This window comes from Nonomuraea sp. NPDC049269 (assembly GCF_043197155.1).
Lineage (GTDB): Bacteria > Actinomycetota > Actinomycetes > Streptosporangiales > Streptosporangiaceae > Nonomuraea.
Genome location: NZ_JBICSO010000004.1, coordinates 51,206 through 70,904 on the forward strand (window position 1 = coordinate 51,206; position 19,699 = coordinate 70,904).

General features: G+C 70.5%; 19 protein-coding genes. 10 read left to right on the forward strand and 9 right to left on the reverse strand.

Going from position 1 to position 19,699, the window contains the following annotated elements; translation table 11 throughout:
• Positions 1-18: 18 nt before the first annotated feature.
• The 3 genes from ACGFNP_RS22800 to ACGFNP_RS22810 form a co-directional block, all read right to left on the reverse strand.
• On the reverse strand, positions 19-555 hold the full coding sequence (locus ACGFNP_RS22800) for a carboxymuconolactone decarboxylase family protein (protein WP_393321692.1): 537 nt from the start codon (positions 553-555) through the stop codon (positions 19-21).
• The gene (locus tag ACGFNP_RS22805) at positions 552-1,103 is read right to left on the reverse strand and encodes a peroxiredoxin (RefSeq protein WP_393321695.1); all 552 of its coding nucleotides are present in this window, start codon (positions 1,101-1,103) and stop codon (positions 552-554) included. Before ACGFNP_RS22805 ends, ACGFNP_RS22800 begins: the two co-directional genes overlap by 4 nt.
• A 111-nt stretch (positions 1,104-1,214) precedes the next feature.
• Entirely contained in the window at positions 1,215-2,381 is a 1,167-nt protein-coding gene (locus ACGFNP_RS22810) for a pyridoxal phosphate-dependent aminotransferase (protein ID WP_358313972.1), read from the reverse strand.
• Between the two features lie 25 nt (positions 2,382-2,406).
• Between ACGFNP_RS22810 and ACGFNP_RS22815 the strand changes: the two genes are divergently transcribed.
• The 7 genes from ACGFNP_RS22815 to ACGFNP_RS22845 are packed head-to-tail and all read left to right on the forward strand — an operon-like array spanning position 2,407 to position 9,223.
• On the forward strand, positions 2,407-4,137 hold the full coding sequence (locus tag ACGFNP_RS22815; RefSeq protein ID WP_393321699.1) for an alpha/beta hydrolase: 1,731 nt from the start codon (positions 2,407-2,409) through the stop codon (positions 4,135-4,137).
• The gene (locus tag ACGFNP_RS22820) at positions 4,134-5,084 is read left to right on the forward strand and encodes a DUF418 domain-containing protein (RefSeq protein ID WP_393321702.1); all 951 of its coding nucleotides are present in this window, start codon (positions 4,134-4,136) and stop codon (positions 5,082-5,084) included. Before ACGFNP_RS22815 ends, ACGFNP_RS22820 begins: the two co-directional genes overlap by 4 nt.
• Positions 5,044-5,835, forward strand: coding sequence for a carbon-nitrogen hydrolase family protein (locus ACGFNP_RS22825; RefSeq protein ID WP_393321705.1), 792 nt, complete (start codon positions 5,044-5,046; stop codon positions 5,833-5,835). The genes ACGFNP_RS22820 and ACGFNP_RS22825 overlap by 41 nt, the downstream gene beginning before the upstream one ends.
• A 9-nt stretch (positions 5,836-5,844) precedes the next feature.
• Positions 5,845-6,291 (forward strand): hypothetical protein, encoded by a 447-nt coding sequence (locus tag ACGFNP_RS22830; RefSeq protein WP_308127475.1) that lies wholly within the window; start codon positions 5,845-5,847, stop codon positions 6,289-6,291.
• Positions 6,288-6,686: a hypothetical protein gene (locus ACGFNP_RS22835; protein ID WP_358313984.1), complete on the forward strand. Its 399-nt coding sequence runs from the start codon at positions 6,288-6,290 to the stop codon at positions 6,684-6,686. Before ACGFNP_RS22830 ends, ACGFNP_RS22835 begins: the two co-directional genes overlap by 4 nt.
• Before the next feature lie 33 nt (positions 6,687-6,719).
• Positions 6,720-7,217, forward strand: a complete 498-nt coding sequence (locus tag ACGFNP_RS22840; protein WP_393321709.1) for a SigE family RNA polymerase sigma factor — start codon at positions 6,720-6,722, stop codon at positions 7,215-7,217.
• Entirely contained in the window at positions 7,214-9,223 is a 2,010-nt protein-coding gene (locus tag ACGFNP_RS22845; RefSeq protein ID WP_393321711.1) for a hypothetical protein, read from the forward strand. The genes ACGFNP_RS22840 and ACGFNP_RS22845 overlap by 4 nt, the downstream gene beginning before the upstream one ends.
• Here ACGFNP_RS22845 and ACGFNP_RS22850 read toward each other — a convergent pair.
• Both ACGFNP_RS22850 and ACGFNP_RS22855 read right to left on the reverse strand, forming a co-directional pair.
• On the reverse strand, positions 9,220-10,710 hold the full coding sequence (locus ACGFNP_RS22850; RefSeq protein ID WP_358313993.1) for a carboxyl transferase domain-containing protein: 1,491 nt from the start codon (positions 10,708-10,710) through the stop codon (positions 9,220-9,222). The two genes, ACGFNP_RS22845 and ACGFNP_RS22850, sit on opposite strands and share 4 nt — an antisense overlap.
• Before the next feature lie 70 nt (positions 10,711-10,780).
• Positions 10,781-11,965 (reverse strand): CaiB/BaiF CoA transferase family protein, encoded by a 1,185-nt coding sequence (locus tag ACGFNP_RS22855; RefSeq protein ID WP_393321714.1) that lies wholly within the window; start codon positions 11,963-11,965, stop codon positions 10,781-10,783.
• 78 nt (positions 11,966-12,043) lie between these two features.
• Here ACGFNP_RS22855 and ACGFNP_RS22860 point away from each other — a divergent pair, with 78 nt between their 5' ends.
• Positions 12,044-12,577, forward strand: a complete 534-nt coding sequence (locus tag ACGFNP_RS22860) for an AAA family ATPase (protein ID WP_358313999.1) — start codon at positions 12,044-12,046, stop codon at positions 12,575-12,577.
• Positions 12,578-12,833: 256 nt separating this feature from the next.
• On the opposite strand, the gene ACGFNP_RS22865 is transcribed toward ACGFNP_RS22860, so the two are convergent.
• Positions 12,834-14,162, reverse strand: coding sequence for an MFS transporter (locus ACGFNP_RS22865; protein WP_393321719.1), 1,329 nt, complete (start codon positions 14,160-14,162; stop codon positions 12,834-12,836).
• A gap of 298 nt (positions 14,163-14,460) precedes the next feature.
• Between ACGFNP_RS22865 and ACGFNP_RS22870 the strand changes: the two genes are divergently transcribed.
• Both ACGFNP_RS22870 and ACGFNP_RS22875 read left to right on the forward strand, forming a co-directional pair.
• Positions 14,461-15,051, forward strand: a complete 591-nt coding sequence (locus ACGFNP_RS22870) for a hypothetical protein (RefSeq protein WP_393321722.1) — start codon at positions 14,461-14,463, stop codon at positions 15,049-15,051.
• A gap of 148 nt (positions 15,052-15,199) precedes the next feature.
• On the forward strand, positions 15,200-16,819 hold the full coding sequence (locus tag ACGFNP_RS22875; protein WP_393321725.1) for an acyl-CoA dehydrogenase: 1,620 nt from the start codon (positions 15,200-15,202) through the stop codon (positions 16,817-16,819).
• 95 nt (positions 16,820-16,914) lie between these two features.
• On the opposite strand, the gene ACGFNP_RS22880 is transcribed toward ACGFNP_RS22875, so the two are convergent.
• From ACGFNP_RS22880 to ACGFNP_RS22890, 3 genes are all read right to left on the reverse strand, one after another.
• Positions 16,915-18,183, reverse strand: coding sequence for a DegT/DnrJ/EryC1/StrS family aminotransferase (locus ACGFNP_RS22880; protein WP_393321728.1), 1,269 nt, complete (start codon positions 18,181-18,183; stop codon positions 16,915-16,917).
• A 103-nt stretch (positions 18,184-18,286) separates the two neighbouring features.
• Positions 18,287-19,003, reverse strand: coding sequence for an amidohydrolase family protein (locus tag ACGFNP_RS22885; RefSeq protein WP_393321731.1), 717 nt, complete (start codon positions 19,001-19,003; stop codon positions 18,287-18,289).
• Positions 19,000-19,698: an amidohydrolase family protein gene (locus ACGFNP_RS22890; protein ID WP_358314016.1), complete on the reverse strand. Its 699-nt coding sequence runs from the start codon at positions 19,696-19,698 to the stop codon at positions 19,000-19,002. The genes ACGFNP_RS22885 and ACGFNP_RS22890 overlap by 4 nt, the downstream gene beginning before the upstream one ends.
• Position 19,699 lies beyond the last annotated feature (1 nt).

The window sequence follows — 19,699 nt, forward strand, 5'->3', positions numbered from 1 at the left end:
CCACGGAGGTCCCGGGCGTCAGGCGGTGAGCAGCGCCGCCTCGGCGTCGAGGGTCATCGCGGTGGCGTTGATCACGGCAGCCACCCGCAGTGCCTCCTGGACGCGGTCGCGGGGCAGGCCGGAGCCGCGCAGCACCTGCTCGTGCGACTCCAGGCACCGGCCGCAGCCGTTGATCGCGGAGACGGCCAGGCACCACAGCTCGAAGTCGGCCTTGTCCACGCCCGGATCGCCGATCACGGTCATCCTGAGCCGCGCGGGCAGCGTCGCGTACGTCTCGTCACCGATGAGGTGGACGGCCCGGTAGTAGACGTTGTTCATCGCCATGATGGAGGCGGCGGCCTTGGCGGCCGTGAACGCCTCGGCCGACAGCCGGGCGGTGGCCTCCTCGGAAACCGCGGCGATGACCAGCCCGGACCTGGTGGCCAGCGCGCTCGCCAGCACCGTGCCCCACAGCTGCCGGCCGGTCAGCGACGAAGTGGTCGTGACCGAGCTCAGGTTGAGTCTGGTGTCCTTGGCGTAGTCGGGCAGCGCCGCCTTCAGCTCGTCGATGCTCACCGGGCCAGCAGCCCGCGCGCGTCGAGACCGGCCTCGCCCCTGCTCCAGTTGCAGGGGCAGAGCTCGTCGGACTGCAGGGCGTCGAGGACCCGCAGGACCTCCTGGACGTTGCGGCCCACGGAACCGGCGGTCACCATCGTGAACTGGATCTCGTCGTTCTGGTCCACGATGAACGTCGCGCGCTGGGCGACGCCGTCGTCGCCGAGCACCCCGCACGCGGCCGACAGCTCGCGCTTGACGTCGCTCAGCATCGGGAACGGCAGGTCACGCAGGTCGTCGTGGTGGGTGCGCCAGGCGTGGTGGACGTACTCGGAGTCGACGGAGACGCCGAGCACCTGGGTGTCACGGTCGGCGAACTCACGGTGGAGCCGCCCGAACTCGGCGATCTCGGTCGGGCAGACGAAGGTGAAGTCCTTCGGCCAGAAGAACACGACACGCCACTTGCCCTCGTAGCTCTTGTGGTCGATCTCCGCGAACGCCTTCTCGGGGTCGAGGGCGACGCAGGCGGTGAGCTCGTACTCGGGGAAGCGGTCACCGACGGTGAGCAACGTTTCGTCTCCTTTAGGAGGTGATCCCTACTCAGTGAGGCGCCGCCAACCCTAACCCAGCTGGGCTCATTTCTCTCTGTAACCGATCAGATTCACTTCTGTGAGGGACGTCTAGGCCGACAGCCGCTTGAGGCGCGTGACCGCCTCGTCGATGACCTCGTCCTTCTTGCAGAACGCGAACCGGACGAAGTGCCGTCCCCGGTCGGGGTGGTCGTAGAAGACCTGCGTCGGGATGGCCACCACCCCCACCAGCTCCGGCAGCCGCCGGGTCAGCTCCAGCCCGTCGCTGAAGCCCAGCGGGCGGATGTCGGTCTGCACGAAGTACGTCCCGGAGGGCCTGAGCACCTCGAACCCGGCCGTGGCCAGCCCGTCCATCAACCGGTCCCGCTTGTGCTGCAGCCCGTCGCACAGCGCCGACACCCACTCCAGCTCGTTGCGCAGGCCGTAGGCCACCGCGAGCTGCCACGGCGCACTGGCGGTGAACGTGAGGAACTGCTTGACCGTCTGCACGGCCGTGATCAGCGCGGCGGGCGCGCAGATCCAGCCCGTCTTCCATCCGGTGACGGAGAACGTCTTGCCCGCCGAGGAGATCATCACCGTGCGCTCGCGCATGCCGGGCAGCGTCGCCAGGGGGATGTGCTCGACCCCGTCGAACGTCAGGTGCTCGTACACCTCGTCGGTGATCGCGATCAGCCCGGCCTCCTGGCAGAGCTCGGCGATGGCGGTCAGCTCGGCGCGGGTGAACACGGTCCCGGTCGGGTTGTGCGGGGAGTTGACGAGGATCGCCCGGGTCCGCGGAGTGACGGCGGCGCGTAGTTCGTCCGGGTCGAAGGTGAAGCGTCCCTCCACGGGGCGCATCGTCACCGCCACCAGCCGCGCCCCGGCCAGCGCGATCGAGGCGGCGTAGGAGTCGTAGTACGGCTCGAACGCGATCACCTCGTCGCCCGCCTCGCACAGCGCCAGCACGGAGGCCGCGATCGCCTCGGTGGCGCCCACCGTCACCAGGATCTCGCCGTCGGGCGCGTAGTCCAGGCCGTAGTGCGCGGCCCGGTGCTCGGCGACGGCCTGCCGCAGCTCCGGGACGCCGGGGCCGGGTGGGTACTGGTTCGCGCCGGACACGATGGCCTGCACCGCCCGGTCCAGCATCGCCGCGGGGCCGTCGGTGTCGGGAAACCCCTGGCCCAGGTTGATCGACCCGGTCTGTACGGCCAGCGCGCTCATTTCCGCGAAAATCGTCGTACCGAAAGCGCGCATCCGGGATACAAGTGGTTCCGTCACGGCCCCAGACTATTAGTCTCCTCCTGTGATCACTCGGCTCCTGCTGGCGCTCATCCTGTCCGTGCCGCCCGTCATGGACCCGGGCGGCGTCGAGAAGAGCGCGTGTCCCGTCGCCATGCCCGATCACACGACCTGCGGTTTCCTGGTCGTTCCCGAGCGCAGGGACACACCGGGCAAGACCATCAAGGTCGGCTACGCCGTGCACACCTCGACGGCCAAGGACCGCAAGCCCGACCCGGTCGTCTACATGAGCGGCGGCCCGGCCTCGGCGTCGATGCAGTTGACGGGGTTCTTGAGCCAGATGTTCCCCGACCGCGACGTGGTGACCGTGGAGCAGCGCGGCAGCAAGTACTCCCAGCCGACGCTGGGCTGCCCGGAGACGGCCGAGGCGATGCTGGACCGGCTGCGCCGGCCGTCGGCCGACGTCGGCGCCGCCGCGCTGACGTGCCGGGAGCGGCTCCGGCAGCAGGGCGTGGACCTGCGCGGCTACACCACCAAGGAGATCACCGCCGACGTCGTCCAGTTGCGTAAGACGCTCGGCTACCCCACCTGGAACCTGTTCGGGGTCAGCTACTCGACCCGGGTCATGATGGACGTGGCCGCCGCCGACCCGGCGGGCGTGCGATCGGTGGTGCTCGACTCGTACCTGCCGGAGAACGTCGGCTGGTACGACGACGCCGACCGCAACCTGACCGACACCGTGGCCAAGCTCGGCCTGCGCGCCCCGTTCGAGGCGATGGTGACCCGGCTGAACGCCCGCCCCGCCCGGGTGCCGACCACCGACCCGCTGCTCGGCACCGGATTCACCGCCCGGCTGACCGGCGACGACGTGGCGACGATCATGGCGGAGGCGCTGCACGAGGCCGACGTGATCGCCGTGGCGCCCGCGCTGATCGACGCGCTGGGCAAGGGCCACGACGAACTGCTGCGCCCGCTGGCCGACGCGGTGGGTGACGCGCTGGTCTCGCACGAGTTCGGGCTGTATCACGCGGTGCAGTGCCAGGACGAGGTCCCGTTCAACACCTTCACCACAAAATCCCGACTTTTCACCGTAAACAGTGACAAAGCGGTGTGTGATGCTTGGAAGCTTCCCAAGTCGGCGCCCGTCAACGCCACGACCAAGGCCCCGGTGCTCGTCGTGGGCGGCCAGTACGACCCCACGACCCCGACCAGGACCAGCGAGCCCGCCGCCAAAGCCCTCCCCAACGCCCGCTTCGTGGAGTTCGCCGGCACGGGACACGCGGTGTTCCTGGTCAACGGCTGCGCCCGCCGCCACATCCTCGCCTTCGTGGACACCCTGTCAGGTGGCGCGGCGACCCCGGCCGCCGCTCCGTGCTCACCCGGGCAGGCCGCCGTCTTCCCCCGGCTGGACCCAGGCGACGTGCGGGTGACCGGCGCCGCCTACCAGATCTCGCTGTCCCCCTGGCTGGCCGCGCCGCTCGCGCTGTTCGCGCTGGTGTCGCTGATCCAGTTCGTCACCGGCGCGCTGAAGGGCCGGGCGCTGGCCGCCTTCGCCGGGCTGGCCGGGACGGCGTTCACGGGGCTGACCGGCGCGGCGGTGTGGAGCCTGGTGAAGGAGAACGAGACCGCGCTGGCCGTCGGCCTGCCCGCGTCGGCCTGGCCGTACACCTGGGTGGCGGTGGGCTCGGCCGTGCTGACGCTCGGCGCGCTCGCCCGGCGGCCGGGCTGGCCACAGGCGGTGTCAGCAGTAACGGCGGCCGGATTCCTCGTATGGTGGTTCGCTTGGGTGCTGTGAGCCGTATCCGAGAGCTCGACGCGCTCCGCGGCTTCGCGGTGTGCGGCATCATGCTGGTCAACACCTGGCAGCACGCCGTGCACGACCCCAGGAACGGCATCGACTGGACCCTTGAGGCACTGTCCCAGAGCCGGTTCTACCCGATCTTCTCGCTGCTGTTCGGCATCAGCTTCGTCCTGGTGCTGGAGCGGGCCGGACGGTGGGTGCTGCTGAGCCGGCTGTTCTGGCTGCTCTGCTTCGGGCTGGTCCAGCACGTGTTCTACAGCGGCGAGGTGCTGACGGACTACGCGGTGTTCGGGGCGCTGGTGCTGCTGCCCGCCTCGTTCCTGGCCGGGGGGCCGCCCCTGCTGATTCTCGGAGCGGCCGCGGTCGTGTGGGCGGTGTGGGTCGGGGCGGGGCCGATTCTCATCCCGGCGCTGTTCCTGCTCGGCATGGCGCTGATGGAGTCGCGCCCGCCCGGTCGGCTGCTGCTGCCCGTCTTCGCGGTCAGCGCGCTGGCCTCCGCCCTGCTCACCGCCGCCTGGTTCGTCACCCGCGCCCCGGGCGCTCCCGGCAACTGGACCCTCTACAGCGTCGCCGCGCTCGCCGGAGCCACCGCCTACTCCACCGGTCTGCTGCTCGCGCTGCGGGCCCGGTGGGCGGCGCCGGTGTCGGCGGTGCTGGAGCCGCTCGGGCGGATGGCGCTGACCACCTATGTCTCCGGCACGCTGGTGATCGCCCTGACGAGCCACCTGCTCAAGACCGACCCGACTCGCCTCTCGGTGCTCGCGGTCACGACTGCGACGCTGGCCGTACAGATTCCGTTCAGCGTGTGGTGGCAGTCGAGATACAGGTACGGCCCGCTCGAGTGGATCTGGCGATGCCTGACCTGGTTTCGACGGGTGCCCAACCGGTTAGAGTCGGGCCGTGACCAGAATCGCCCTCTGCCAGATCCCGGTGTCTCCTGACCCGTCGGCCAACCTCAAGAGGGTCCGCGAAGCACTCGCCAGAGCGGACGGCGCCGAGCTGGCGATCTTCCCGGAAGCGACGCTGACCCGCTACGGCAGCCGCATCACCGAGCTGGCCGAGCCGCTCGACGGGCCGTTCGTCTCCGGCGTGGCCGAGGCGGCCCGCGAGCACGGCGTCGCGGTGATCGCCGGCGTGTTCGAACCGGGCCCGGACCGGGTGCACAACACCGCCGTGGCCATCGACGCGCAGGGCGCCATCCAGGCCGCGTACCGGAAGATCCACCTGTTCGACTCGTTCGGCGCGAAGGAGTCCGAGCTGGTCGCCCGCGGCGCCGAGCCGGTCGTGGTGGAGCTGGCGGGGCTCCGCGTCGGGCTGATCACTTGCTACGACGTCCGCTTCCCCGAGCTGGCCAGGGCCCTGGTCGACCAGGGCGCCGAGCTGTTCGCGGTCATCGCCGCGTGGGGGTCGGGCCCGCTCAAGGAGGACCACTGGATCACGCTGGTGCGGGCGCGGGCGCTGGAGAACACGATGTGGACCGCCGCCGTCGGGCAGGCGCCCAATCCGGCCGAGTCGAGTGACGGATTCGGGGTAGGCCGCAGCATGCTGGTCGATCCGCTCGGCGTGGTCCGCGCGGACCTGGGCACCGGCCCGGGCATCCAGGTCGTGGAGGTGGACCCCGAGGTGACCGCCTCGGCCAGGACCGCCCTGCCATGCCTGGAACATCGCGTACTAGGTGTCAAGCGATCGTAAAGTGGAACAGTGAGCAGAACGCAGATGCAGAAGGTCGTCCCGCCGCGTCTGCTCGTGCCCTACCTTTCAGGTAAACGCACGGTCATCTCCGGCTACGTCTACCGGTTGCAGGACTGCGCCCGGCTGACGACTCCCAGGCAGCTCTACTACGGACTCGACCTTTCCTTCGAGGGATCGGAGCTGACGGCGGACGTGCCCGAGCTCTATGTCATGCGCTGGTACGCCCGCGACGCCGACACCTACGCCGTCCCGTACGGACCTCATATGGGCGGCGACTGGAGCGACGCGCCACCGTTCGCCGGAAACGGGTTCACCACCTCACGCGACCACGTGATCCCGCAGTTCCACACCACGCCGATCCCCATCCCCGCGGGCGCGGAGATCGTGCACATCACGCCCGAGCAGGAGCGCCCCTTCGCCGCCTACGACGGGCTCACCTGGCGGCCCGCCACATGAGCGACGACATCACCCCCGTGGCCTCCGGCTTCGTCGCCCGCTTCGCCGAGCGCACGCTGCCCGCCGCGCTCGGCCCCGACAGCGACCAGGTGGTGCTGTTCAGCGAGGAGGAGCTCGACGGGTTCGAGGCTGGCTCCGGCGGCTACTGGCGGCGCTCGGTCGACCGCTCCGAGCTCGAATGGCTGGTGCTGATCCGCACCGTGGGCGCGTTCGGCGGCGAGCCGTGCATCGTGCTCGACGAGGACGACGACGGCCTGCACATCGCCTACACCGGCCACAGCGGCATGAAGGCGGAGGCACTCGGCTACTGGATGGTCGACCACGGCGCCTACGAGGTCGTGGTGCCCCGCGAGGAGGTCTTCTCGATCCGCGTCGAACGGATTCCGGTCACCTAGTCAACCGACACCCGCCTTGGGTGTCTCTGTACTGTGATCGACTCCTCCACCATGGCGCAGCCGTCATTCGCCGAACTGTTCGCCGCCCACTACCAGCCGCTGGTACGGCTGGCGGGCCTGCTCGGCGCCGACGACCCGGAGGACATCGCCCAGGAGGCGTTCTCCCGGCTGCACGTCAGACGGCTGCGCGACGACGGGGCCGCGGTCGCGTACCTGCGCACGATCGTCTGCAACCTCACCCGCAACCGCCTGCGGCACCTCAGGCTGGTCCGGTTACGCCGCCCCGATCCTCCAGAGCCGCAACACAGCAGCGAGCACGCGGTGATCATCGCCGAGGAGCACCGCGAACTGCTGGCGGCGCTCGACCGCCTCCCGCGCAGGCAGCGCGAGGCCCTCGTCCTGCGCTACTGGCTCGACCTGTCCGAACGCGAGATCGCCGACGTCATGGGCGTCTCGGCCGGTTCGGTCAAGACCCACGCCAGCAGAGCCCTGGCCGCGCTGGGCAAGGCGCTGAAGGAGGAGGACCAGTGAGCGATCTGGAAGCACGGCTGCGCGCGGCCCTCGAAGCCCGCGCCCAGACCTTCCCGGCCAGTCCGAACGCCTGGCTCGACGTCCAGCGCCGCACTCCCCCGCCGGTGCCCCGCGGGCGGTGGCTGCTCGCCGCCCTGCCCATCGCCCTGCTCGCCGTCTTCGTCCCCTTCCTGCTCAACGGGGGCCTGGGCCGGAACAGCGCGAACGATCCCGACGGGGTCTACAAGCAGCTCATGGAGGGCAGGACGGCAGCCGGTGAGGAGGTAGTGGTGAACGACCCGGCACAGGGCAAGCCGCTGCGTCTGTGGTTCGCCCGGGACCGGGTCGGAGCCCCCCTGGTGTGCTACGTCGCCCAGCCCGTGGACGGCGATCCCTTCGGCTCGTGCCACGACCTGCGAGTAGCCGAGATCATGGAGCGCAGCGGCACGTACGAGGGCTCCACCCGGACCGACACCCCGTCCGCCTACGTGGACTACGGCGTGGCCCAGACCGACGTGACGAAGGTCACGGCCGTGCTGACGGACGGCAGGCGGGTGGAGGCGACCCTGCACCGGTCCGAGGGCGCCCCGATGGTCATCTGGACGCTGGCGCTGTCGGCCCAGGACCGGGTGTCCAAGGTGCAGTTCGCCGACGCCAAGGGCAGGCAGGGCTCGGACATGTCGCACACGTACCTCACTCACGAGAGCAGCAGGGGCACGCCGATCGGCCAGGCGATGCGGCTGCCCGGCGAGGTCACCATGCGCCCCTACGACTTCAAGGTCCTGGGCCGCAGGATCTTCTGGTTCCGCCAGGGCAAAGAGCTCGGCTGGATCAACCTGGACTCGAAGGACCCGACACCGGACCCCGTGCCGATGATCTGGTCCGAGGAGGGCCTGATCTACACCGTCACGAGCAGGGACACCGCCAAGATCGTGCTGACGACCGGCTCCGACGCGCCGATCACCTTGGTGGGCGTCCCGGATCCGTGGGACCTCGACCGCAACCTGTTCACCCTCGCGCACCTGGCGCCGCTCGACTGGTCCGCCGGCGGCCGGGTGGCGGGCTATGACGCCGCGGGCAAGCAGCTCTGGCGCAAGGACTACCCGCGTCGTACCGGGCAGCCGAAGTCGCGCTTCAAGCGGACCAGCGAGCCCATCACCATCCCCGGGACCGACGACTTCACCAACGGGCCGGTACAGCTCTTGTTCGGCACCTACACCTACAAGGGCCGGGAGAACGACCTGCAGCTGTGCGCCACCGGTGGCACCTACCCCGAGGGCGCCCCCCAGCTCAGTTGCTCCAGTGTGAAGTCCGAAGCCCGGTCCGGCTCGTTCTCCAGCAGCAAGGTGCAGACCTACCTGCCGCTGCCGGGCAGTGTCGTCGCCTTCGGCACGGCCCAGGACGACTGGCTGTCCGTCGACGCGGTGCTGGAGGACGGACGACGCCTCCCGGCCACCCTGATGCGCGGCAAGGACCTGCCCGCGCCCGTGTGGTGGGTCAAGTATCCGCGCGACGCCAAGATCGGCGCCTTCGCGTACAAGGTACGTGGCAAGCAAATCGAACAGCTCGATCGGCACCGCGAATGGTGCTGGAGCGACAACAAGCCCTTGGACGCCGGCCACGTCTTCGACGGCGGGCTCACCGCCAACCTGCACGACGGCGCGTGCATCAAGTGGTGGAAGAACGGCAAGGAACAGCCCAGCTCCTTCCAGCCCGCCCCAGGCGGGAAGCTGAGCGACCTGATCGCCGCCCCGGAGCTGCCACTGAAGTGGTCGGCCAACAAGGGGCAGTGGTACGGCTTCACCGTGCCCGGCACGGCCAAAGTCGACATCACGCTCAAGGAAGGCGGGCGCGCCACCGCGAACACGGTGCCCGACCCGTGGGGGCAGGGCGTGCTGCTGTTCGCCGGGCCGGCGCCCGAGGCGGCCATCAGGCAGGGGCTGTTCTGGCCGGGCGTGCGGTTCACCGGCTACGGCGCCGACGGCCGCGTGCTCTGGACGTACGAGCCGAAGGGGCTGGACTACTAAGCGCCCAAGCTACGGAAACGGGCCTGGCGGGCCGCACGACGGTCCGCCGGGCTCCGCGCCAGCAACCCGGCGATCTCGTACTCCAGCGCCCGCCCCACCCGCTCGCAGAACGCGCGCGGCTCGTACGCGGCGTCGGGCACCTCCGGGATCACCCGGTCGACGATCCCGTTACGCCGCAGGTCGGTCGCGCGCACCCCCTGCAACTGGGCGATCTCCGGCGCGAAGTCCACACTGCGATACAGGATCGCCGAGGCGCCCTCCGGCGGCAGCGGCGACAGCCACGCGTGCTGGGCGCACAGCACCCGGTCGGCCGGCAGCAGGGCGAGCGCCGCACCGCCCGCACCCTCGCCGAGCAGCAGGCACACCGTCGGCGCGTCGAGCATGACCAGGTCGGCCAGGCAGCGGGCGATCTCCGCGGCCAGCCCGCCCTCCTCGGCCGCCTTCGACAGCGCCGCGCCAGGCGTGTCGATCACGGTGACCAGCGGCAGCCCCAGCTCGGCGGCCAGCCGCATGCCACGCCTGGCCATCCGCAGCCCGCCGGGGCCGAGCGGCGAGCTGGGCCGCGCCCTGCGCCGGTCCTGGCCGAGCACGACGGCCGGCGCGCTGCCGAACCTCGCGAGCGCCAGCACCAGGCCCGGCTCGTTCTCGCCCGCGCCGTTGCCGGTGAGCGGGGTCACGTCCGTGGCGGCCAGCTTGAGCAGCGTGCGCGCGCCGGGACGGTCGTCGCGGCGCGAGCGGGTGATCGCCTCCCACGCCTCCACCGGCCGCAGATCCTCCTCAGGCGGCTCACCGGCGACCAGCCCGGTGCGCTCGGCGCACAGCACGTTCAACGCGCTGATCGCGATTCCCCGCGCGTCGCCGGCCGACACCACCGCGTCGACCAGGCCGTGCTCGTGCAGGTTCTCCGCCACCTGTACGCCTTCGGGGAACGGATAGCCGTGCAACGACTCGAACACCCGCGGCCCGATGAACCCGATCAGCGCCCCCGGCTCCGCGGCCGTGACATGCCCGAGCGACCCCCACGACGCGAACACCCCACCGGTCGTCGGATGCCGCAGATAGACCACGAACGGCAGGCCCGCCGCGCGATGCGCCTGCACCGCCGCGGTGATCTTCACCATCTGCACGAACGCGAGCGCGCCCTCCTGCATCCTGGTGCCGCCCGAGGCGGGCGCGGCCAGCAGCGGCAGCCGCTCACGGGTGGCCCGCTCGGCCGCGAGGACGACCCGCTCGGCCGCCGCCACCCCGATGGACCCGGCCATGAACGAGAACTCCGAGACCACGACGGCGACCCGGCGCCCGTCGAGGAGGCCCTCCCCGGTGATGATCGACTCGTCGTAGCCGGACTTGGCGCGGGCCGTGGCCAGCTCGTCGGCATAGGAAGAGCCCGGCGCCACCGGATCGGCGGGCGGCGCGTCCCACGACTTCCACGATCCCGCGTCGAGGACCGTTTCGATCAGCGTGCGCGCGTCCGGACGGCTCACCATGGCTCCCTACTATCCGGCGATGTTGCAATGTTGACGCACGAGAGTGCCCGCCGGTGCCACCTGATCCGCATCACCCCTCGCGCTCTTCGAGCCAGCCGAGCACGGCGTCGCCGTCCTGGCCGAGCGCGGGCGGCGCGGTGTGCACCACCTCGGGACCGTTCTCTGGGCCGTTCTCTGCTGGGCCGTCCTCGAAGCGCAGGGGCGGGCCCGGCAGTTCGATGCGGCCGAGTACGGGGTGGTCCACCTCGATCACCAGGCCCTGCGAGCGGGTCTGGTCCCAGGAGTAGACCTCGTCGATCGAACGGATCGCGCCCGCGGGCACTCCGGCCTCGCCCAGCCTTGCCAGCCAGTGGCCACGGTCGTGCGCGGCCAGAGCCTTCTCCATGTCGGCGATCAGCTCATCCCGGTGCGCAAATCTCTCCCTGTTTGTCGCATATTTAGCCATATTTGGATCTATGTCCAGTAGGGCCGCGACCTTCTTCCACTGACCGTCGTTGGCGGCGGCGATCTGCAGCATCCCGTCGGCGCAGTGGAAGGCCCCGTAGGGGGCGATCGAGGCGTGGTGGTTGCCGTTCGCGCCAGGCACCTGACCGCCCACGGTCCACGCGGTGCCATGGTAGGAGTGCACCCCAGTGACGGCGGCCAGCAGGGAGGTCCGCACCACCCGGCCCTTGCCGGTCCGCTCACGCTCGTAGAGCGCTCCGGCCACGCCGTACGCGCCGTGGATGCCCGCCAGCAGGTCGGCGATGGACGCGCCGACCCGGTACGGCTGGTCGGGCGAGGGGCCGGTCAGCGACATCAGACCGGCCTCGCCCTGGGCGATCTGGTCGTAGCCCGGCCGCCCGCCCTCGGGCCCGTCGTGGCCGAACCCGGTGATCGACAGGATGACCAGGCGGGGGTTGAGCTCGTGCAGCCGCTCGACGGAGAAGCCCAGGCGGTCGAGCACGCCGGTACGGAAGTTCTCGATGAGCACGTCGCTCTGCCGTACCAGCCGCTCGACCAGCCGCTTGCCCTCGGCGGACTTCAGGTCGATGGCGATGGACTGCTTGTTGCGGTTCGCCGCCAGAAAATACGTGGAAATGTCGTGATCCGGCCCGACAAAAGGCGGTCCCCAGCCCCGAGACTCGTCACCCCCGTCCGGATGCTCCACCTTGATCACCCGCGCGCCGAGGTCACCGAGCATCTGGGCGGCATGCGGACCCGCCAGGGCCCTGGACAGATCCAGCACCACAATGCCACCAAGGGGTCCGGACAAGGTCAGCCTCCAGAATCGCGTTCGTGGCGAAAGAGTATTCTTTCAGGCTTCGTGTTCTCCTCACCTACCCTGGGAGCCGTGAAATCGCCCGCCCGCCGCATCCAGGCACTCGATCCGTCGTGCGGGCCGGTCCGCCTGGTCGCCGTCGACGGGCCCGCCGGGTCCGGCAAGACGACGTTCGCGGGCGAGCTGGCGGCCGAACTCGGCTGCCAGGTGGTGCACAGCGACGATTTCCCCGTCCCGTGGGACGAGGGTCCCGGCGGCTGGTTCGACGCCCTCGACACGCAGGTGCTCCGCCCGCTCCAGCGCGGGCTCCCGGGCGCGTTCCGCCGGTATGACTGGGTACGCGGTGAATACACCGACCTGATCACCGTCCCTGCCGCGCCGGTCCTGATCATCGAAGGTGTGGGGACGGCCCGCAGGTCGGCGGCTCACCTGTTGGCGTTCACCATCTGGGTGGAGGCTCCCGAAGATGTGCGACTGCGGCGGGTCGTCGAGCGCGACGGTCCTGAGCTCGAACCCCGGTGGCGGGCCTGGTTCGCGACCGAGCAGGAATGGTTCGACGCCGACGACACGCGGGCGCGGGCGGATCTGGTCAACGTCAACTGTTGATCTCTGTTGCTTCGGGTCTCATCGGCGCTCGTGCGAACCCGGTCGCGGGCTACCACGCCACCGGGTTCGGCGGGCCGTCACGTGCGGGTCAGAGGCCGTCTCCCTGGTTGACGAGGCAGGTCGTAGGACCCCACGTGCTGCGGCAGCACCGAGTCCACACCGTGAGCGTGCACCTGCGGCGCGAGCGCAGCTCTGCCTGGGTGGACGGAGCGAGCCCGACCGGCGCCACGGAGCTGTTGCCGACGCCGCTCGGTTCTCACGTCGCCGCGGCTTCAGGATCGAGCCCGGGTCGCGTGACCGTCGCCTCATCCGGTTCGGCTTCGGGCGCCCGCAGCAAGAGGCCGGCCGCGAGCGTCACGACCGCGGTCCCCGCCATGTAGGCGGCGATGCCGATCCAGCCGCCGGACGCCTCCAGGATCGATGCGGCGATCGCGGGCGCGAAGGCGACGCCCCCGATCGTGCCCACGGTGAAGCCGATCGACATGCCGCTGAACCGCAGCGGAGTCGGGAAGACCTGGGAGAAGTACACGGGGAACACCGCGTAATTGGCCGAGTAGCCGAAGAACAGCAGGCCGAACCCGAGCAGCATCAGCCCGTACTGGCGGGTGCCCAGCAGCGCGAACCACACGAACGGCAGCACGATGAGAGAGGCCGCCCCGTACAGGAACAGCGGGCGGACGCCGATCCGGTCGCCGATCCTGCCGAACAGCGGCACGCAGACCAGGGCCACCACCCATGCGGGAAGCAGCACTCCGAGCGTCGCCCCCGTGCTCATCCCGAGCGCCGCCTTGCCGTAGGTGAGCGCGAAGACCGACGTCATCGAGGACACCACGCCCGCCGCGATCGTCCCCAAGGCCACCAGGACCACCCGGCCGCCGCAGCGGCGCAGCACGTCCACGATCGGCAGCTTGCGGACCGAGCCCTGGTCCTTGGCGGTGGCGAACTCCGGGCTTTCCCCCAGCGTCATCCGGATGACCAGGCCGACGATCACGAGCACGGAACTGAGCAGGAACGGAACCCGCCATCCCCAGGACATCAGCTGTGTCTCGGGCAACTGGCTCACCAGGAGGAAGACGCTGTTCGCCAGGATCATGCCCGCGGTCGTCCCCGTGTTGATGATGGACCCGAACAGGCCCCGCCTGTGCGGTTCGGCATGCTCGACGGTCATGAGAACGGCGCCGCTGTACTCGCCGCCGAGCGAGATGCCCTGAATGATGCGGAGAGCGACCAGCAGCACCGGTGCGGCGAGCCCGATCTGGGCGTAGGACGGCAGGAGGCCGATGGCCGTGGTCGCGGCGCCCATCAGCGTCAAGGTGATGACCAGGATCGTCTTGCGGCCCACGCGGTCGCCGAGGTGGCCGAAGATGAGCGCGCCGACCGGGCGCGCGACGAAGCCGACCCCGAAGCTGGACAGCGAGATCAACGTGCCGACCACGGGGTTCGTCGCGGGGAAGAAGATCTTCGCGAACAACACCGACGCCGCGAAGCCGTAGAGGGCGAAGTCGTAGTACTCGACGGTGGTGCCGATCCAGCTGGCGAGGACCGCCTTGGCCGGCTGGCGCCGCGGTGGAATGGGGGCTGACATGGGGCTGCCTCCGAGGTTCGGGCTGAAGTCGTTCGGCAGATACCGCACCTGCTCTGAGATTGCGACCAAGGGTGTGCAGCCTGGCCGATCGAATCAATCCGGCGGGTTCGGTCAGTGGACCGCCGCTCCTGGCCCTCGACACGTGGGTGATCCGCTCGCTCCAGCGCGGACTCCCGAGTTAATTCGCGCGGCGGCTCGCCTTTACAAAGTAGATTCATGCGGAAACATGGCCATTTCTCGGTACGCACGGTGAGCCGCCGAGCCGGGAATGCGTTGCGCGCCGCCATATTCTCGATCAGTGGACATGGATGGTGGAGCGTCCGGCGATTCGAGCCCGGAAAGGAAGCGCGGCCTCCCCGAAATCGACCCCACTCTTCGGGCCACCGCGGCGGCGTCTGCGGCCGGCGCACTCGCCATCTGGTGGCCCGCGTTCACGCTCGGCGCGTACGACGCCATCTTCTTCGACTCCGTGATGGGGATCTGGGCCGTGGCCGCGGCCATGCTGCTCTCGGGCCTGCTGCTGCGCAGCAGACGCGCCCTACCCTGGGCAGGCTGGGTCGCGCTGGCACTCCCCTCGACCTGGATCGTGGTGGCCGTCCTGGCGCCGAGAACGCACGGGTTCCGCTACCTCCACTATTTCGAGGTGGTGCTCACCCTGGCGGGCGCGCCGGCCCTGGCCTGGCTTCTGACGAGAATCCTGCTGCCCGAATACGCCGAACTCCCCGCACTGCACCGACTGCGGGCCATCGCCGTCATAATCGTCGTCGGACTCCTGGCCTTCCTGCTCGGCAAATTCAATTATCTGTTCCTCACCTGCGCTGATTTCGATATCAGCGGCAACAACACTCCGCCCGGTTGCGTGCAGGGCCCGCCCTTCCACCTCCTCTAGTTGCAAACCACGTCGCAGAGCATGCCGGCGAGCCTGAAGGCGTACGCGTGGCGTCAGGATCGCGTCCCACGCGACCTGGGCGGGCACGCACCGCTCCTACCAGCGGCTCAGGCACGTCGACAAGAGCGTGCGGTCGGTCGAGGACCTCGTGTCCGACATCGAGTCGCTCACCGCCCTGCACGAGTGGGCGTGCCCCGTGGACTGCGGCACCACCATGCTCGCCGGGATCCACTACAACCTGTTCTTGGGCAGCCTGTACGACCACGCCCCGCACGACCGGCGCGGCCTGCGCGACTACGCCCCGCTCCAGCGGACCGGGACGTTCCTGTGCACCGAGCTCGCCCACGGCAACAGCGCCGCCGAGCTGGAGACCACCGCCGTCTACGACCCGCTGGCCGAATGCTTCGACCTGCACACCCCCAACCCCGGCGCCCGGAAGTTCATGCCGAACACCAGCCCGATCGGCGGTCCGAAGACCGCGCTGGTCGCCGCCCGTCTGATCGTCGACGGTGCGGACGAGGGCGTGTTCCTCTTTCTCACTCCGCTGAGCGACGAAGCAGGACCGCTTCCCGGGGTGGAGATCCAGCGGCTGCCCGAAAGGATGGGCAGTCCGATCGACCACTGCCTGACGGGGTTCGACCACGTTCGGCTGCCCCTTCACGCTCTGCTGGAGTCAGACCACGGCCGGATCCTTCCGGACGGCTCCTTCGCCGGCGACGTCGAGCGCCGGCGAGGGTTCCTGTACTCGATCGGCCGCGTCACCGAAGGCAAGCTCTGCATGAGCGCGACCAGCCTGGGCGGCACCCGCGCCGCGCTCGCCATCGCCATCCGCTACGCGCACGTCAGGCACACCTCCGGGCTCACCCGGGGCGTGGGCGACAGCGTGCCCCTGTTCGCCTACCGCAGCCACCACGCCCGGCTGCTCGACGCGCTGGCCACCGTGTACGCCGCCACACTCCTGCACCGGACCGCGGTACGGCGATGGGCCGCTCATTCGGCGCATGACCGCGGCCAAGCGGAGAACCTGGTGGCGATCTCCAAGGGCTGGATCACCTGGCAGTGCAGGGACGTGCTCATCGAGTGCCGCGAGCGCTGCGGCGCCCAAGGGCTGTTCCTGGTCAACGGGCTGGCCGACTTCCTGACCGGCAGCGAGCTGCCCATCACCGCCGAAGGCGACAACCTGCCCATCTGGCTCAAAGCCGCGGGAAAGATGCTGCTGAGCGAGCCGCTGCCGCCGCCTCCGCCCGCGCCGGCCCCGCTCCTGACCAGCCCGCGCTTCCTGCGCCACCTGATGGTCTGCCTCGAACGCATCTGGGACCGGCGGGCCCGCGCCGCGTTGGCGCGATGCGCCGACCCCCACCCGCTGAGCCGCTGGAACGCCGCCACGAACCCCGCCCTGGAACTCGTCGCCGCCCATGCCCAGCGGCTGGCCGGAGATGCCCTGATCAACGCCGCCGACGACATCGTCTCGGACGCCGCGGGGCAGGACCTGCTCCGCCTCCTCCACCGGGTCTTCGCCGTGCGGCGGATCTCTCCGCACAGCGGAAGCCTGATGGCCGCGGGCCACCTGTCGGCCGAGCAGGTCGAACAGCTTCCCATCGTCCTCGACAAGGCCGTCGCGCAGCTCGCGCCGTACGCGCTGCTCCTCGTGGACGCCTTCGCCATCCCGGAGGAGATCCTTGATCGCTACCCGATCGCCAGATTTTCCGAAAAATCCACCCAGAGCGCTCCCGGAGCCCCGCTGACCGAACTAAGCGGACACGGATAACGGCCCCGGAAGACGATCCTGGAGGACAGCCGTGGAGGACGGGCCCGGAGGACGGGCCCGGAGGGCGCGCGCACGGCCCTGGATGACGGCGGAGATCACGCCTGGTCGCGCGGCGGCATGGCGGCCAGCACCTTGGCCAGGGCCTCGGCCAGGTGGACGGCGTTGCGGGGATCGTCCATGAGCATCGACTGCCGGACCCAGACCACCTCCTGAGCAGCCGCCTCGGCGGCCGGGCACTGCTCCACGCGGGCACCTTCCCGGGCGAGCGCCTCGAACGTCCCGAGCGGCGGATACCCGGCATCGAGCGGCACCCCCTCGGCGGCCATCGCGGCCAGCAGGAACTCCCGGTCCACCGGCACGTGGAGGCGGAGCATGAGCAGGTGACGGGAGTCACGAGTGGTACCCGGCGGTTGTGGCACCACACTCACGGGCAGCTCAGCGCCGTACGGCAGCCGCGCACCAGACGGGCCGCCACCGCCCGCCGACGCCACTCCCACCGGCTCACCACCGCGCGCTAGTCGCGACTCGGCGGTGAGTGCGTGTTCGGCGGCGGTGCAGAAGGACTCGCGGTGGTCGATCTCGGCGTCGAGGCGGTCGAGCCAGGGCAGGAGGAGGGCGGCCTGGATCTCGGTGAGCCGGAGGTTCCAGCCGATCGTGGGGTGGCCGTACCACTGGCCGCCGCGTTTGCGGCCGAGATTGCATACCGACCAGATCGCCTCGTACGTGGCCTCGTCGCGGCAGACGATCAGGCCGCCCTCGCCCGCCGTCATGGCCTTGCTCGCCTGGAAGCTGTACACCCCGGCGTCGCCCAAGCCGCCGACCGGGCGGCCCTTGTAGGTCGCGCCGTGGGCCTGGGCGGCGTCCTCGACCACGACCAGGCCGTGGCGGGCCGCCAGCGCGTTGAGCGGGTCCATGTCGGCAGGGCTGCCGGCCAGGTGGACGGGCATGATGGCGGCGGTTCTGCCGGTCAGCGCGGCTTCGACGGCCTCCGGGGACAGGTGCAGGTCCACCGGGTTCACGTCGGCTATCACGGGCGTGGCTCCGGTGAGGAGTACCGCCGTGGCCGAGGCGACGAACGTGTAGGCGGGCACGATCACCTCGTCGCCTCGCCCCACGCCCAGTCCGCGGAGCGCGGCGAACAGGCCCAGTGTCGCGTTCCCGACCGCCACGGCGTACGGCACGCCGGACCTGTGGGCGAACGCGGCGACCAGGTCCGTCACGGCGGAGCCACCCTGGGTGGCGCCCCACCGGCCACTCTCCAGGACCTCGGTGACGAGGGCGCGCTGGGCCGCGTCGAGCGGCGGCGGCCACGCGGGCCAGGGCGCCGAGCGGACCGGCGTACCACCGTGGAGGGCGAGTGTCACGGCAAGCATCCTTTTCGAGACGAGGTCGAGGCAGACAGGCGTCGGAAAAGCGGACTTCGGAGAAAGAGAGAGCAGTCACGGGGGCGGACGTCCGAGAAGGCGGTCAGGTGGGAAGGGTGAGGAGGCGGGCGAGGTTGGTGCCCTGGATGAGGGTGCGGTCGGGGGTGGTGAGTGGGGCGAGGGCGATGCGGCCGAGGCCCGTACGGAGGTCGAGGAAGCAGGCGTCCGAGCCGAACACCACCCGGTCCGCCCCGATCATGGCGGCGAGGCGGGCGATCCAGCGGCCGGTCATCTTGGAGCCGCAGGTTTCCAGGTAGACGTTCGGGTGGTCGGCGACAAGGCGGGCCGCGCGGGCGAAGCCGTACGGCCAGAGCCCGGTGTGTCCCATGAGCAGCGGCACCTCCGGACGCCGGGCGGCGACGGCGGCGAACTGGGCGGGGTCGCTCCACGGCGAGTCGGTCTGGCCGTGGGCGAGAACGGGCAGGCCGAGGTCCCACACCGGGTCGTAGAGCGGATCGTCCAGACGGCACTGGTGTACGTCGGGATGCAGCTTGACGCCCCAAACGCCGTCAGAGACCAGCGGTGTGCGGTGGTGCGGGTTGTAGACCTGCCAGACGCCGAACCGGCCGGGGAAGCGTTCGGCGATCTCGGTGGCCAGCCGGTTGCCGCGTTCGGCGTCCGGGCCGACGGCGAGCAGGTGGCTGATACCCATCGCCGTGACGCCGATCCGGTCCATCACGGCCACCAGCCCCTCCGCGGAAGGGTCGGGGATGAGGAAGTCGGGCCAGGAGCCTACGTGGCCGTGCGCGTCGAGGATCACAGGAGCCCGCTCAGGGAGCCGGCGGCGATCAGGTCGACGGCGGACGGCTCCAGGTCGAGGTGGTCGAGGAGGAAGCGGGGGCCGCAGTCGTCGGCGATCGGGGCGCCCGTGCCGAAGACGAGCCGGTCCGCCCCGAACCGGTGGGCGAGCCATTCGACGCCGCCCTGGGTGTTCACGGTGCCCATCTCCACCCAGACGTGGCGGGTCTCCGCCATCAGTTCGGCCACCGCGCGCAGGCGGCGGTAGCCGGGGTTGAGGAGGAGGACGCGCTGTTCGGGCAGCCGCGAGAACAGTGTGTGGAGCTGGGCGGTCGAGGTCTCCTCCAGGTCGATCGCCACGGGCAGCGCCAGGGCGGCCAGCCAGCGCAGGGCGATCGGGCCGGTGAGGTCGAAGCGGTGCCGTTCCGGGCAGAGCCTGATCATGCGGACGTTCCACTCCAGCACCTGGTGGAGGTCGGCGGGCGCGGACGCCCCCGGCACGCCGGGCACCACGACGGGCACCGGGATGAGCCGGGGGTCGTCCAGCCGGAGGAGGGCGTCGTTGCCCGCCTGCGCGTCCGAGTAGAGGCTGAGCGTGTGGGTCACGCAGGCCCGGTCGATGCCCAGCCGGTCCATCTCGGCCCGGGGGTCCGACGGCAGATCGTCGAACGGTACGGGGCCGATGAGCCGGTGGGCATCGATCACAGATTTCGGCACA

Excerpts from the sequence above, each read along its gene's own strand:
- ACGFNP_RS22850 (WP_358313993.1), bottom strand. The coding sequence starts at position 10,710 with ATGGTGAGCCGTCCGGACGCGCGCACGCTGATCGAAACGGTCCTCGAC.
- ACGFNP_RS22835 (WP_358313984.1), top strand. The coding sequence starts at position 6,288 with ATGAGCGACGACATCACCCCCGTGGCCTCCGGCTTCGTCGCCCGCTTC.
- ACGFNP_RS22865 (WP_393321719.1), bottom strand. The coding sequence starts at position 14,162 with ATGTCAGCCCCCATTCCACCGCGGCGCCAGCCGGCCAAGGCGGTCCTC.